This window comes from Streptomyces sp. NPDC060232 (genome assembly GCF_042726555.1).
GTDB lineage: Bacteria > Actinomycetota > Actinomycetes > Streptomycetales > Streptomycetaceae > Streptomyces.
This window is the reverse complement of record NZ_JBHXAG010000023.1, coordinates 97715-110082: the sequence shown is the minus strand read 5'-3', so window position 1 is coordinate 110082 and position 12368 is coordinate 97715. Positions and strand designations below refer to the sequence as shown.

At 73.9% G+C, this 12368-nt stretch carries 11 protein-coding genes; 5 read left to right on the top strand and 6 right to left on the bottom strand.

Annotated features, from left to right (window positions below):
* The first annotated feature begins 53 nt into the window (after positions 1 to 53).
* From pelF to ACFWFZ_RS28175, 4 genes are read left to right on the top strand one after another with little or no spacing between them, the layout of a single operon-like run.
* Positions 54 to 1589, top strand: coding sequence for a GT4 family glycosyltransferase PelF (pelF, locus tag ACFWFZ_RS28190; RefSeq protein ID WP_387125785.1), 1536 nt, complete (start codon positions 54 to 56; stop codon positions 1587 to 1589).
* The gene (locus ACFWFZ_RS28185; RefSeq protein ID WP_387125784.1) at positions 1586 to 3142 is read left to right on the top strand and encodes a hypothetical protein; all 1557 of its coding nucleotides are present in this window, start codon (positions 1586 to 1588) and stop codon (positions 3140 to 3142) included. Before pelF ends, ACFWFZ_RS28185 begins: the two co-directional genes overlap by 4 nt.
* A gap of 56 nt (positions 3143 to 3198) precedes the next feature.
* A complete protein-coding gene (locus tag ACFWFZ_RS28180) occupies positions 3199 to 3861 on the top strand; it encodes a spherulation-specific family 4 protein (protein WP_387125805.1) in 663 nt (220 codons plus the stop codon).
* The gene (locus tag ACFWFZ_RS28175) at positions 3858 to 4685 is read left to right on the top strand and encodes an endo alpha-1,4 polygalactosaminidase (protein ID WP_387125783.1); all 828 of its coding nucleotides are present in this window, start codon (positions 3858 to 3860) and stop codon (positions 4683 to 4685) included. Before ACFWFZ_RS28180 ends, ACFWFZ_RS28175 begins: the two co-directional genes overlap by 4 nt.
* A 195-nt stretch (positions 4686 to 4880) precedes the next feature.
* Here the strand turns inward: ACFWFZ_RS28175 and ACFWFZ_RS28170 are convergent, their stop codons facing one another.
* The 5 genes from ACFWFZ_RS28170 to ACFWFZ_RS28150 all read right to left on the bottom strand — a co-directional run bounded on the left by ACFWFZ_RS28170 (position 4881) and on the right by ACFWFZ_RS28150 (position 11162).
* Positions 4881 to 6047: a sensor histidine kinase gene (locus ACFWFZ_RS28170; protein ID WP_387125804.1), complete on the bottom strand. Its 1167-nt coding sequence runs from the start codon at positions 6045 to 6047 to the stop codon at positions 4881 to 4883.
* 92 nt (positions 6048 to 6139) lie between these two features.
* Entirely contained in the window at positions 6140 to 6784 is a 645-nt protein-coding gene (locus ACFWFZ_RS28165; RefSeq protein ID WP_387125803.1) for a hypothetical protein, read from the bottom strand.
* A gap of 53 nt (positions 6785 to 6837) precedes the next feature.
* Positions 6838 to 8703 carry a phosphatidylglycerol lysyltransferase domain-containing protein gene (locus ACFWFZ_RS28160; protein WP_387125782.1) on the bottom strand — a complete coding sequence of 622 codons (1866 nt, stop codon included), beginning with the start codon at positions 8701 to 8703 and terminating at the stop codon, positions 6838 to 6840.
* 83 nt (positions 8704 to 8786) lie between these two features.
* On the bottom strand, positions 8787 to 9842 hold the full coding sequence (cobT, locus tag ACFWFZ_RS28155; RefSeq protein WP_387125802.1) for a nicotinate-nucleotide--dimethylbenzimidazole phosphoribosyltransferase: 1056 nt from the start codon (positions 9840 to 9842) through the stop codon (positions 8787 to 8789).
* 114 nt (positions 9843 to 9956) lie between these two features.
* Positions 9957 to 11162, bottom strand: a complete 1206-nt coding sequence (locus tag ACFWFZ_RS28150; RefSeq protein ID WP_387125781.1) for a bifunctional adenosylcobinamide kinase/adenosylcobinamide-phosphate guanylyltransferase — start codon at positions 11160 to 11162, stop codon at positions 9957 to 9959.
* A gap of 104 nt (positions 11163 to 11266) precedes the next feature.
* Here ACFWFZ_RS28150 and ACFWFZ_RS28145 point away from each other — a divergent pair, with 104 nt between their 5' ends.
* A complete protein-coding gene (locus ACFWFZ_RS28145; RefSeq protein WP_030654877.1) occupies positions 11267 to 11479 on the top strand; it encodes a hypothetical protein in 213 nt (70 codons plus the stop codon).
* A gap of 80 nt (positions 11480 to 11559) precedes the next feature.
* Here the strand turns inward: ACFWFZ_RS28145 and ACFWFZ_RS28140 are convergent, their stop codons facing one another.
* The gene (locus tag ACFWFZ_RS28140; protein ID WP_387125801.1) at positions 11560 to 12312 is read right to left on the bottom strand and encodes a class I SAM-dependent methyltransferase; all 753 of its coding nucleotides are present in this window, start codon (positions 12310 to 12312) and stop codon (positions 11560 to 11562) included.
* Between the last annotated feature and the right edge of the window lie 56 nt (positions 12313 to 12368).

Sequence of the window (12368 nt, the reverse complement as noted above, 5' to 3'; positions counted from 1 at the left end):
CTCCGCGAACCACGGGCGCCGGCCCCTTTTTCCGTCCTGGGGGGACACACCGCATGAGTCATGGGCGTCACGTCACCATGCTCACCGAAGGCACCTATCCACACGTCCACGGGGGCGTCAGCACCTGGTGCGACCAACTGGTCCGCGGCATGCCGGAGGTCGACTTCAACGTCATAGCCCTGACCGGCTCCGGACGCGAGCCGGTCACCTGGGACCTGCCCCGCAACGTCTACCGGCACACGGCCGTCCCGCTCTGGGGGCCACCCCCGTCGAAGGGCCGTCGCGGCCGCCGCTCCACCCTGCGCGGCAGGGCCCACCGCCGCTTCACCCAGATCTACGAGAGCTTCCTGCTCTCCCTCCTCCACCCGCCGGCCGACCCCGCCGACCGCACCTTCTCCGAGGCCCTGCGCGAACTGGCCCTCCTGGCCCGCGCCAAAAAACTCGCCCCGGCCCTGCGCTCCGAATCGGTTCTGCGCCTCCTGACGAACGTCTGGACCCGGCCCGGACTCCCCACCGCCGAGGCGGCGCCCACCATCCACGACGCGCTCACCGCGACCGACCTGCTGGAACACGCACTGCGCCCGCTCGCGGTGCGCATCCCGCCCGACAGCGTCGCGCACGCCGTCAGCAGCGGCCTCGCCACCCTTCCCGCCCTCGCCGCCAAACACCTCGACGAGGTGCCCTTCCTCCTCACCGAGCACGGCATCTACCTGCGCGAGCGCTACCTCGGCTACCGCACCGCCGAACAGCGCTGGCCCGTCAAGGCGCTCATGCTCGGCTTCTACCGCGAACTCAACACCGAGGGCTACCGCCAGGCCGACCTGATCACCCCCTGCAACCAGTACAACCGCCGCTGGGAGGAGCGCGGAGGCGCCGACTCGACACGGATCCGCACCGTCTACAACGGCGTCGACCCGCACGCCTTCCCCGAGGCCGGACCCGAACCGGACGTGCCCACCCTCAGCTGGTGCGGCCGCATCGACCCGATCAAGGACCTCGAAACCCTGATCCGGGCCTACGCCTTCATGCGCGAGGAACTGCCCGCCCTGCGGCTGCGCCTCTTCGGCCCCGTCCCAGCCGGCTGCGAGGACTACAAGCTGCGCCTGGAGAAACTCGCCGCCGAACTCGGCGTGACCGACGGGATCACCTACGAGGGCCGCATCGAGCAGGTGGCCCGGGCCTACGCGGCCGGCAGCATCGTGATGCTCTCCTCCATCAGCGAGGGCTTCCCCTTCAGCATCATCGAAGCCATGTCCTGCGGCCGCACCACCGTCTCCACCGACGTCGGCGGAGTCCGTGAAGCCGTCGGGGACACCGGCCTGGTCGTCCCGCCGCGCGAGCCCGAGACCATGGCCCGCGCCACCCTCGCCCTGCTCCGCGACGACCGGCGCCGCGCCGAGCTGGGCCGGATGTCCCGCCTCAGGGTGGTGGAGAAGTTCACCCTCCACCAGTCCGTGGACGGCTTCCGCCACATCTACCGGGAACTCGCCGGCCAGCCCGTCCTGCCCGTCCACGCCGGAGACGCCTGGACCCAGCGGCTCGCCGACCCCTGGTACCGCGAACTCGCCGCCGACGGGAGCCTGTGGTGAGCGGATCCCTCTGGCTCAAACCGCCCGGCCCGGGCTCCGGCCCGGGCCCCGGCTCCGGCACGCTCCCGGCGATCCCCCGGCCGCGTGCCGGGGGTCCCGGGCCCGCCGCCGACCCGATGGACGAACTGGCCGAACGCCTCGACGTGTTCATCGCCTCCGCCGTCCACCCGGACGAGATCGCCGCCGTCCTCGAATCCGACGGCATGACGGACGAGTTCATCCGGCTCACCTACGGCCGCCACGACTCCTTCGCCCTCGCCGAGGAGCTCTACGCCCGCGTGGCCCGCTCCTTCCCGGAGCCGGGGCCCGCCCCCGACCCCTGGAAGGTCTCCCTCGCCGCCTGCCTGCTGCGCGGCGTCATCTTCGCCCTGCCCGGCCTGGCCTACCTCCTCGGCGCGCCCCTCCTCGAAGGCCCCAAGGACCGGCTCGGCCTGCCGGCCGGAACACTGACCCTGCTCGCGGGGGCACTCATCGGCTGGGTCTGGGACCAGACCCTGTCCCACCGCGCCTACTCCTGGCTCGGCCTCGGCGACCGGGCCGCCGCCGGACGGACCCTGCTCGTCGGCGCCCCCGTCGGAGCCGTGCTGGGCACCGCCGCGGCGCTGGCCGTGCCCGGCGGGCCGCCGTTCTCCTACGCCTTCGCCGCCGGACAGGCCCTCTACGTAGGAGCCGCCACCGTCCTGCTGGTCCTCGGCCGGGAGCGGCTGCTCCTCGCCGCCCTCGCCCCGATGGCCGCGGGCGCCCTGACGGTGCTCGTCGTCGACCTGCCCGTGCCGGTGAGGGTGGCCCTGCTCGTGGTGTCCCTGCTGGCCGCCTGCACCCTGGCCGTACGGGAACTGCCGCTGGCCGAGGGGCTGCGGACCGCCGCGCACCGGATCCGGAGCCGGGCGACCCGCCGGCCCGCCAGGGTCGGCCCCGTGCGCTGGCAGATGCTGCGCGGAGCCGAGGAGGACCACACCCCTCGCGGGCCCCGGCTCGGGGACTCGGTGCCCTTCGGGGTCTTCGGCCTCGGCACCGGCCTGCTCGTGCTCTACGCCGCCCTGGGCGAGGTACTCGCCGGAGGCCCCGCGGAGGCCGTCGCCGCACCCTCGGCGGTGGCCCTCACCCTCAGCATGGGACCCGCCGAGTGGCTGCTGCACCGCTTCCGCAGCGGCAGCCTCTCAGGGCTCCAGGGAGCCCGCTCGCCCCGGCAGTTCCGGGCCCGGATGCTCACCACCCTGACCCGCTGCCTGAGCACCTACCTGGCGGTGCTGCTGGCCCTCGGACTGACCGGAACCCTGCTGTGGCCCGGAGCCCCCGGGCTCACCGGCGTCCGCGTCGCCACCCTGCTGCTGCTCGGGGCGGTGATGTGGAGCGGGCTGCTCCTGCAGTCCTTCGGAGCCGTCCGGCCCGCGGCCGTGGTCTGCGCCTCGGCCGCCGTCGCCCAGAGCCTGGCCCTGCTGACCGGGCTGGGCCAGCCCCGCGTCGTGCAGCTGGCCGTGGCGGCCACGGCCGCAGCGGCCCTGGCCACCCTGGTCTGCCTGCTCCTCGGCCGCGCGACCGCCCACCGATGACGCACGAGACGTACGAGACGCACGAGACGTACAAGACGGACGAGAAGAAGGACCCCATGCTGCTGGTGCCCCTCTACGAGCATCCCGCCGACCGGCCCGACGCCTGGGAGCGGCTCATCCGCTGCGCGGACCGGCTGCACTCGGTGGTGCTCAACCCCGACAGCGGGCCCGGCGCCGCCCGCGACGAGCGGTTCGCCCTCGTCGCCGAGCGGCTCCGGGAGGCCGGCGTACCCGTGCTGGGCTACGCAGACACCGACTACGGGCGGCGCCCGCACGCCGCGGTGGTGCAGGACCTGCTGTGCCACCGCGACTGGTACGCCACCGACGGGGCCTTCCTCGACCAGGCCTGCGCCGACCCCGAACTGCTCCCGCACTACCGGCGGCTCACGGTCGCCGCCCGGGCCGCGGGCGCCCACACCCTCGTCCTCAACCACGGCGCCCACCCACATCCCGGATACGTCGAACTCGCCGACCTGCTCGTCACCTTCGAGGGGCCCTGGGACGCCTACCGGGACGCCGCGCCGCCGCCGCCCTGGACGGCCGACCACCCCGCCCAGCGGTTCTGCCACCTCGTCTACGCCGTCCCGCCCGGCGAGCTCGCAGCCCGGCTCGCCGGGGAACTGGCCGCGGAGCGGGGTGCGGGCGTGCACTGCGCCGTCCCGGGCAGCGGACCGCACCCGTGGGGGACCCTCCCGTACGCCCTGGAGGCGGCGGGATGAGGGCACCGCGACCGCTACGGCTCCTGCTGGTCCTGCCGCTGCTGCTGCTCGCCGCCTGCACGGCCGGACCGGACGGCGAGGACGACGGCGAACCGCACCGCTGGCCGGAACTCGCCCCCGGACAACGCTGGCAGCCCCCGCCCGGCACCGGCTGGCAGTGGCAGCTCACCGGACAGCTCGACACCTCGGTCAAGGCGCCCGTCTACGACGTCGACGGCTTCAACACCACCAAGGAGCAGGTGGCGGCCTTGAAGAAGGCCGGGCGCAAGACCATCTGCTACCTCTCGACCGGGGCGTGGGAGGACTGGCGGCCGGACGCGGACGCGTTCCCACGGGACCTGCTCGGCAAGGGCAACGGCTGGGAGGGGGAGCGCTGGCTGGACATCCGGCGGGTCGCGGAACTGGAACCGCTGATGGCCAAGCGGTTCGACATGTGCCGGGAGAAGGGCTTCGACGCGGTCGAGCCGGACAACATGGACGGCTACCAGAACACGTCCGGCTTCCCGCTCACCGCCGACGACCAGCTGCGCTACAACCGGCTGATCGCGAAGCTCGCCCACGACCGGGGCATGGCCGTCGGCCTGAAGAACGACCTCGACCAGATCCCGCAGCTCGTCGGGGACTTCGACTTCGCCGTCAACGAGCAGTGCGCGCAGTACGACGAGTGCGACCGGCTGGCCCCCTTCGTCGAAGCGGGCAAGGCCGTCTTCCACGCGGAGTACGAACTGCCGACATCCCGCTTCTGCACGAAGACGCGGGCCGCGAAGCTCAGCTCGATCCAGAAGCGGTACGACCTCGACGCGTGGCGCAAGACCTGCCCTTAGGCCCTGTCTGGAGTTCCGCCGCTCCTTCTCCCGCGCCGGAACTCCAGACAGGACCTAGCCCTGCGGGCCTGCTCGGCCACTCCCAGCCCGCCGACTGCCCCGCCTCGTTCCGAGAGGGGCCAGGTGCAGCCGGGCGGGGCCGGGCGGAGCCCGGGAAGTGGAGAAGGGCCGGGGCGGGGAGAGACCGGTCGGCGGTCAGGCCCACGGCAGGACGGCGTGGACGCGGTAGCCGCCGCCGAAGCGGGGGCCCGTGGAGCAGGAGCCACCCAGGGCCGTGGCCCGTTCCCGCATGCCGAGCAGGCCGTGGCCGCCACCCGGATCGGTGGCGGCGGGCTCGGTACCCCCGTCGTCCAGCACGGTCACCTCCACCGACGGGCCGACCCGGACCACGCTCACCTCGGCCCGCGCATCGGGCCCCGCGTGCTTGCGCACGTTGGTCAGCGCCTCCTGGATCACCCGGTACGCCGCCAGGTCCACCGCGGCCGGCAGCGGCCCCGTCCCGCAGTCCAGCTGGACGATCACCTCCACCGGCAGCCCGGCGTGCCGGAAGGTGTCCACCAGTTCGTCGAGGACGCCCAGCCCCGGCGCCGGCTCCGTCGGCGCCTCCGGGTCTCCGGACTGCCTCAGCAGGCCGACGGTCGCCCGCAGCTCGTTCAGCGCCGACCGGCTGGCGTCCCGTACGTGGGCCAGCGCCTCCTTGGCCTGGTCCGGCCGCTTGTCCATGACGTGCGCGGCCACCCCGGCCTGCACGTTGACCAGCGCGATGTGGTGGGCCACCACGTCGTGGAGGTCCCGGGCGATCCGCAGCCGCTCCTCCGCGACCCGACGGCGGGCCTCCTCGTCGCGGGTCCGTTCGGCCCGTTCGGCCCGTTCCCGGATGGCGTCGACGAAGGCCCGCCGGCTGCGCACGGCGTCCCCGGCGGCCGCGGCCATGCCCGTCCAGGCGAAGATCCCGAGGTTCTCCTGCGCGTACCAGGGCAGCGGCCCGGCGAGCATCGCCACCCCGGTCAGGCCCGCCATGGTGAGCAGGCCGATCCGCCAGGTCGTGGGCCGGTCGGTGAGGGCCGCCACCGTGTACAGGGCGATCACCGTGCACATGGCGACGGGCGCCCGCGGCTCCCCGGTGGTCAGCTCCAGCAGCGACAGCCCGCAGGTCACCGCGAGCACGGCCCGCGGCTGCCGGCGCCGGAAGACCAGCGCGGCCGAGCCGAGGAGCATCAGGAGCAGGGAGAAGGGCTCGGGGGTGCGCGTCCCGAAGGTGGGCCCGTGCGGGCCGTGCGGATCGGCGAAGGAACCGACGACCATGGCGACGAGCGCGCCGAACGCCAGCACGGCATCGGTGGCCAGCGGATGGGCCCGCATCCACTGCCGGGTGGGGGCGAACCGCCCGAGGTCTGTCGTCACCCCGATACGGTACGGCCTGCCCGGACGGGCACCGGGCCGCGTCCTGTGGATCAGGGCGGGGGGCCCTGCCCCAGCGGGACACGGGACCGCACCGGACCCCACTGCGCCCGGACCACGCACGCGGCCATGACGACGGCGATGGCCGCCAGATGCTCCTTGCCCGCGAGGTTGTTCTTGACCAGCACCTCGCCGATCATGGCGAGGATCACCAGGGCGCCGGTCAGGTACGCCCGGTAGCGCCAGCAGAGGTAGATGGCGAGGCCGACCACCGCCGCCGAGGGCCCTGTGTCGTTGACGATGCGGTCGGACACCGGCAGGCCGAAGGGGTGCTCCGGGCCCAGCGCGAGGCCGATCCGCGCGTACGTGGTCCCGGCGAGGGTGGCGACGTAGCCGATCACCAGGGTGCGCCACCAGCCGAGGCAGATCTCCGCGATGCCGAACACCAGCAGGATCTGCGCCAGCGCTCCCCACACCGGCAGGTCGAGGGCCGGGACGAACAGCGACAGGGGAGTGCGCAGCAGGGCCAGCCAGAACGGGTCGGCGGCCTTGACCGACCCGAGGTCCTGCACCGGCTGGAACCCCCACGAGGTGTTCTGGACGATCTGGAAGAGCGAGGTCAGGCAGACCGCCGCCAGAGTCATCGGGATCGCCCGCCACGTGTCGTGGACGAGCGCGTCACGGACGGTCCAGAACATGGGGCCCCACTCACGACGGGCGAACCGCCGCAGTGGGGTGGTGTTCCGCGCTGTCAACGGCGGGTCTCCAGGTGTCTGCGGTGCAGCCACTTCGGAAGGCCGGGGGCCTCCAGGAAGCCCTCGGCCCGTCCGGCCGCGACACCGATCCGCAGCAGGTCCGAACTCTTCTCGAAGAGCATGAACCGCGGTTCCCAGATCGGCCGGTATTTGGCGTTCGCCCGGTAGAGGGACTCGATCTGCCACCAGCGGGAGAAGAAGCTCAGCAGCGAGCGCCACATCCGCAGCACCGGACCCGCTCCGAGCCTGGACCCGCGCTCGAAGACCGACCGGAACATCGCGAAGTTCAGCGAGACCTGGGTGACCCCGATCTCCCTGGAGCGTTCGAGGAGTTCGATGACCATGAACTCCATCAGGCCGTTCTCGGAGTCCCGGTCACGGCGCATCAGGTCCAGCGACAGGCCCTTGGGCCCCCACGGCACGAACGACAGCACGGCACGCAGCTCGCCGTTGCCGTCGGTGCACTCCAGCATCACGCACTGGCCGTCGGCGGGGTCGCCCAGCCGGCCCAGCGCCATGGAGAAGCCGCGCTCGGTCGCGCCGTCGCGCCAGTCGTCGGCGCGGCGCACCAGCTCGGCCATCTCCTCGGCCGGGATGTCGGCGTGGCGGCGGATGCGGACCGTGTACCCGGCCCGCTTGACGCGGTTGTACGCCTGCCGGACGGTGCGCATGGCACGGCCCTCCAGGGTGAACTCCGCGGTCTCCACGATCGCCTCGTCGCCGAGTTCGAGGGCGTCCAGGCCGTGCCGGGCGTAGATCTGCCCGGCCTCCTCGCTCGCCCCCATCACGGCCGGCACCCAGCCGTGCTCGCGGGCCTCGGCCAGCCACGGGTCGATGGCGCCGGGCCAGGCCTCCGGGTCGCCGATCGGGTCGCCGGAGGCGAGGGAGACCCCGCCGACGACGCGGTAGGTGACGGCGGCCTTGCCGGTGGGGGACCAGATGACGGACTTCTCGCGGCGCAGCGCGAAGTAGCCGAGCGAGTCGCGGTCGCCCTGCCGGGCCAGCAGCGCCCGCAGCCGCTCCTCGTCCTCCTCACTGATCGGGTCGACGGCGCGGCGCGAGCGGAAGGCGGCGAACAGCACGGCGAGCAGCAGCAGCATCGACATGATGTTGATGAAGACGTCCACCCAGCCGGGCGTCGTGATCGCCGCGGAGGCCCGGTCGTCGGGGGCCAGGGTGATCAGCCGCATCACGCCGTACTTCCAGCGCTCCGGGAAGGAGACGCCGGCGCTGTCCGAGGAGGTGTTGGCGGCGCCCACGAGCAGGGCCGCGACGAGCGAGGTGACGAGCAGTCCGACGGCGGCGACGGCGGCGGCGAACGCCGGGTTGGAGCGGTCGCCCTTGGCGTAGAACTCGCGCCGGCCCAGCAGCAGGGCGCCGGTGAAGGCGGCGGTCAGGGCCAGGGAGACCCAGTTCTGCGGGTGCTCGCGGATCTCCTCGTACGCGAAGAGCGCGTAGGCGAGCAGCAGTGCGAGGAGGCCGCTCAGGACGAGGTTCAGGATCCAGGAGGCCCGCTTGCGGCGGCCGAGGGTGACGGCCAGCAGCAGCGTGAACAGGCCGGACGCGAAGCCCGCGGTGAGCATGTACGGGGTGTAGAAGTCCTCGATGTTGTGGCGCCGCAGGTCCTGCCCGAGCGAGACCCACACCGCGCTGAGGAAGTTGACGAAGGTGACGACGCGCAGGTACCAGACCGCGAAAGCGGCTCCGCGCTGTGAGCGGGCGCTCCCCCGACCGGCCTCCCGGCCGCCCCCCGCCGCCTTGCCGGCGGAGCCCCCGCCGGTCTCTTTCCTTCCGGATGACGGACCCGTCGCCGGTACGGCGGTGCGGTCGGTCGCTGCGCTGGTCAAACGGACCTCTCCCATAAAAAGCGATCATATGGGGCGTCGCTGTCCGTGATGGTGCGGTCGGGGCCCACAGCCTGGTCAGGGCCGCGGACCCCGGCGGCTCATTCCGTCGGCTCCTCCACCGCCCGTTCAGGAAGCTCCGCCGCGAGAGCGGCGGCCGCCTGGACGAGGGGGAGAGCCAGCAATGCCCCAGTGCCTTCACCCACTGTGACGCCGTGATCGAGCACGGGGTTGAGCGCCATTCGGTCAAGTGCCTTCGCCTGACCCGGCTCGCCGCTCGCCTGACCCGCCAGCCACCAGTCAGGAGCCCGGAACGCGGCCCGCTGCGCGACCAGTCCGCACGCGGCCGAAACAACACCGTCGAGGATGACGGGCGTACGGCGCACCGCACACTGGAGCAGGAATCCGGTGATGGCGGCCACGTCCGCGCCGCCGACCGCAGCCAGCAGCGCGACCTGGTCGCCCAGGACCGGACGGGCCCGGCGCAGCGCGTCGCGGATCGCCGCGCACTTGCGCATCCAGGCCAGGTCGTCGATGGGTCGGCCGCCCCGGCCCGTGACCACCGACGAGTCCGTTCCGCACAGGGCGGCGACGAGGGTCGCGGCGACCGTCGTGCCGCCGACGCTCAGGTCGCCGAGGACGACCAGGTCGGTCCCGGAGTCGGCCTCCTCGTCGGCGATCCGCATGCCGAGCCGCAGCGCGGCCTGCGCCTCCTCGACCGTCAGCGCGTCCTCGGTGTCGATCCGGCCGCTGCCGCGCCGGACGCGGTGCGCCACCACGTCGTCGGGGAGCAGCCCGGGATCGCAGTCGAGCCCGGCGTCGACGATCCGTATCGTGGCGCCGAACCGGCCGGCCAGGACCGCGACGGGGCTGGTCCCGTCGAGCACGGACCGCACCAGCTCGTGAGCGGTGGACGCGCCCCGGGCGGAGACCCCTTGGGCGGCGATCCCGTGGTCGGCGGCGAACAGCACCACGCGGGGCCGCTCGATGGCCCTGACCGGGACCTGCCCCTGCGCGGCGGCGAGCCACTCGGCGAGCTCGTCGAGCCGCCCCAGCGCACCGGGCGGCACGGCGAGGCGCTCACGGCGTTCCTCGGCGTCACGCCGGACGCCCCCGTCGGGACGCTCGATCAGATCGGAGAAGTCGTCGAGATTCAGCGTGCTCATCTGCCAGAGAGTACAGCCGGTGAAGCCCTCCCTCAGGCCTCGGCGGGCCCGCCCGCACCCGGCCCCTCCCGGCCGCGGCAAGCCGCGCGAAGTGTCCGCCGCGGCCTACTCCTTCAGTACGCTCACCTGCCCCGCGACGACGAGCAGGACGTGCTCGCACTCGCCCGCCACGCGCGCGTTCAGCCGGCCCAGCTCGTCACGGAAACGCCGGCCCGAGGCGGTCGCCGGGACGACGCCCGAGCCGACCTCGTTGCTCACCAGCACCACCTGGCGGCGGGTGGCGCGCACCGCCGCCACCAGATCGGCGGTCCGCTCACCCAGCCGCCGCCGCCCCTGCTCGGCCCACACCTCGTCGTCCCAGGCCCCGGCCCGGTCCATGGCGTCGGTCAGCCACAGCGCCAGACAGTCGACCAGCAGCGGCGGCCCGTCGGCGGCGAGCAGCGGGACCAGGTCGCACGTCTCCACCGTCCGCCAGCTCGCCGGCCGGCGCTCCCGGTGCAGACCGACCCGCCGCGCCCACTCCGCGTCCCCGTCCCGGGTGCCCCCGGTGGCCGCGTAGACCACCTCGGGGAAGGACTCCAGCCGCCGCTCCGCCTCCACCGACTTGCCCGAGCGCGCCCCGCCCAGCACCAGCGTGCGGCGCGGCACGTCCGCCGCCGCGTGGTACTCCCCGACGACCACGGTGGTCCCGTCCGGCACCGCCCGCGACCCCGAGGCCGCCAGCCGGCGCTCCAGCTCCCGGCCCGGCGGCACGTCGTGGTCGAGGTGGACGGCGATCACGTCCGTGGCCGGGCCGACGGCCCCGGCCGCCCGCAGCCGGGCCAGAGCCTCGGGCCGGCCCGGCACATCGGCGAGCACCACGTCGTACGGGCGCTGCCCGCCCCGCCCGTCGGTCCCGGCCGGCGCCCCGCCGGGCGGCAGGTACAGCAGCCGGCCGCCGTCCGGGCCGACCACCTCGTACCCGGTGCCCGGCGCGTCCATCGGCACCGCCCGCACCCGGTGCCCGGAGATCACCGACAGCTCCTGCCCGTCCGGCACCCGCCCGGCGGTCGGCAGCCCCGGGGGCAGCTCCACCGCGGGCCCGTCGTGCGGGTGGGTCAGCAGGACCTGCCGCACCCCGGACAGCGAATGCCCGGCCCGGGCGCCGGCCAGCACCGCACCGGGAGTCAGGTCGAGCAGCAGCGCGCCGTCGACGAGGACCGCCGTGGCCGCGCGGGAGCGCGGACCGACGCAGACGGCGCAGGCCGCACAGGGGCAGCCGGGGCGGGGCAGGCCCTCGGGGGTACCGGTGCCGAGCAGAGTGAGTTCCACAGGATGATCCTCCCGCGTCGCGGAGACTGCTGCGCGCCCGGTTACTCTGCGGGCACACTCAAGGCGAGAAGCGTGTGAGCAGCGGACGAGCAACGGAGGCGGACATGGCGTGGACGTGGCGGTTCGAGACGGCCGACGGCGCGGAGACGAGCCCGTCGGTGGTACCCGAGGAGTTCACCACGCAGGGCGACGCGGAGTCCTGGATCGGCGAGTACTGGAAGGACCTGCTGGAAGGCGGTACCGAACAGGTGAAGCTGTCCGACGACAGCGGCACCGAGCTCTACACGATGAGCCTGCGTTCCGCGCTGGAGGCCTGACCCCGCCGGAGCACGGCACAGCCGGCACAGCCGGGACGGCCCCCTCGGTCATCGACCGAGGGGGCCGTCCGGTGCGGTGCTCAGCCCCGGACTCCGCACAGGTGCAGCAGCGCGGCGACACCCCGGTAGGGGTCGGTGCGGCCCGCGCGGTCCTCGGCGGCCAGCAGCTGCTCCAGCTCCTCGTCGGGCGGCAGGGTCTCGCCCGCCTCGGTGCCGTCGGTGAAGACGCGTACGCCGTACCAGGACTGCAGCGGCGCACCGATCCCCGACAGTGTCGCGGTCAGCCCGGCCAGCCGGTCGGCGCGTACGTCCAGGCCCAGCCGGTTCGTGTAGTCGGTGCTGTCGAAGGCGGCCAGCGCGGCCTTCCAGTCGCCGTCCAGGCCGGGCCGCATGGCGAGCGCGTCGCCGTTGCGCACCAGCAGGGACAGCAGTCCGCCCGGGGCCAGCATCCGGGCCAGCCCGGCGAGCATGGCGTCCGGCTCGGGTACGTACATCAGTACTCCGTGGCACAGCACCACGTCGAAGCTGCCCGGAAGGAAGTGGGCGCCGGTCTCGCGCCCGTCCCCCTCCCGCAGCTCGACCCGGTCCCGGATCCCCGCGGGCTCCACGGCCAGCGCCTCACGGGCGACGGCCAGCATGCCCGGGTCCTGCTCCAGGCCCGTCACCTTGTGCCCGGCACGGGCGAGGCGCAGCGCCTGGGTTCCCTGGCCCATGCCGACGTCGAGAACGCGCAGCCGCTGCCCCACGGGGAAGCGCTGCGCGATCTGCTCGTCGACCTGCCGGCCCACGAGCTCCTGACGGACCGCGTTGCGCAGTCCGCCCAGGCCCTCCAGCCAGAGCCTTGCCCCCTCGGCGAAGCCTTCCCCCGACGCGCCGGGCGTCCCTCCGC